The sequence below is a fragment of the Sandarakinorhabdus sp. genome (genome assembly GCF_031422795.1).
GTDB lineage: Bacteria > Pseudomonadota > Alphaproteobacteria > Sphingomonadales > Sphingomonadaceae > Sandarakinorhabdus.
The window spans coordinates 1-1,646 of sequence record NZ_JANPML010000220.1 but is presented as its reverse complement, the minus strand read 5'-3'; the positions used below and the strand labels follow the sequence as shown (position 1 = coordinate 1,646).

The 1,646-nt window shown below is 63.1% G+C and carries 3 protein-coding genes; all 3 read left to right on the top strand.

The annotated features are described in order from the left end of the window. The coding region (locus RMO81_RS08290; RefSeq protein WP_310475354.1) for an HAD-IC family P-type ATPase at window positions 1-598 on the top strand (598 nt) is incomplete at its 5' end. Continuing rightward, window positions 595-1,113, top strand: coding sequence for a hypothetical protein (locus tag RMO81_RS08285; protein WP_310475353.1), 519 nt, complete (start codon window positions 595-597; stop codon window positions 1,111-1,113). The genes RMO81_RS08290 and RMO81_RS08285, both read left to right, overlap by 4 nt. Then, window positions 1,114-1,646: DUF6629 family protein (locus tag RMO81_RS08280; protein WP_310475352.1), on the top strand; the 533-nt coding region annotated here is incomplete at its 3' end.

The following is a 1,646-nucleotide window of genomic DNA, read 5'->3' as shown; positions in this document are numbered from 1 at the left end:
GAAGGCGACGATCGCCAAGCTGCAAGAACGCGGTGTCAAGGTCGCGATGATGACCGGCGACAACCAGGCCACCGCCGATCGCATCGGCAAGGAACTGGGCATCGACATCGTGCTGGCCGAAGTGCTGCCCGGCCAGAAGGCGGCCAAGATCAAGGAACTGCAGGACCAGGGCCACAAGGTCGGCATGGTCGGCGACGGCATCAACGATGCGCCGGCGCTGACCCAGGCTGATGTTGGCTTTGCCATCGGTGCCGGCACCGACGTGGCGATGGAAAGCGCCCAGGTCGTGCTGATGAAGAGCGACCCGTATGACGTGGTCGGTGCCATCGAGCTGTCGCGCGCCACGCTGCGCAAGATGCACCAGAACCTGTGGTGGGCGGTCGGCTACAACGTGATCGCCTTTCCGCTGGCGGCGGGGGTGTTCTACCCCTTCACACTGTCGCCAGAGATCGCCGCACTGTCGATGTCGGGCAGCTCGGCGGTGGTGGCCATCAACGCGCTGATGCTCAAGCGCACCAAGCTGGCCGGCATCAAGCGCGCAGGATCACCGGGTGAGCAGTCGCCCGCCACGAAGCTTGCTGCGGGAGTGGCGGCATGAACAAGCCCCCGCGCAATGCGCAGACGACAAGGCTGCCGTCGCCGGCCGCCGGCAGGAGCGGGCGCGTTTCATGGTGGCTGCTCACGGCCTGCGGTGTTTGGCTGATAGCGCTGGGTCTGTATTTCGTCGCTGTGCGGCCACCCCTGTTGCCTGAAGACCCGCGCTTCATGGGCACCACGCTCGAACAGCTTCGGACGGCCGTGCCTGGACTCGAAGCTTGGTTGCAGAAAGTCTTCACCGTCATGGGTGGATTCATGGCCGGTACGGGCGTGCTTACGGTCTTCGTTGCCACCGTCGCCATGCCATTGCGATTACAAGCCACACCTTGGGCGCTGGGCATTACTGGCGCGTTGACTGTCGTGCTGATGAGCGCCACCAACTTCGCCCTGCAGTCTGATTTCAGATGGCTGCTGTTGTTACCGGCCTTGGTCTGGCTGGTGGGCCTTGTCGTCTATCTGGCGAGCCGCGGCGCAAGTTCTATCGGTCATGGCCGGGGCTTCTGTGGCGTGAACTGAATGTGCTTCTCAGCCACCGCCAGCTTTTCCGCAGCCGCGCTGTTGCTCGGCATCGGTACCTTGACCTTGAGGTCGGCGTTGGCGACGCGTCAGCGTCGGGCCCTGCCGTTCGCGGCGATTCCAATGCTGTTTGCATGCCAACAACTCATCGAAGGCGTGATCTGGCTAACTTTCAGCATGGATGCGCCGTTGCTGAACTCCGTGCTGACCCACGCGTATTCCTTTTTCTCGCACGTGCTGTGGCCGGTTTACGTGCCCCTGGCAGTGGTGCTGATGGAGCCTGCCGGATGGCGTCGCTGCGCGTTGTTCGTGTTCGTTGCGGCCGGCCTCGCAGTTGCGTCCTACTTGCTGTACGTCTTGGTGGCGTTTCCCATCATCTCGCGGCCGAGCGGTCAGCACATTGAATACCTTTCGCCGCACTTCTTTGCGGTCGTCACGATGACGCTGTACCTGATGTCGACCGCGATCAGTCCGCTGCTGTCCAGTCACCGCATGGTCGTCGTCTTCGGCGCTTTGGCGCTGCTGTCGTTCGG

Excerpts from the sequence above, each read along its gene's own strand:
- RMO81_RS08285 (WP_310475353.1), top strand. The coding sequence starts at position 595 with ATGAACAAGCCCCCGCGCAATGCGCAGACGACAAGGCTGCCGTCGCCG.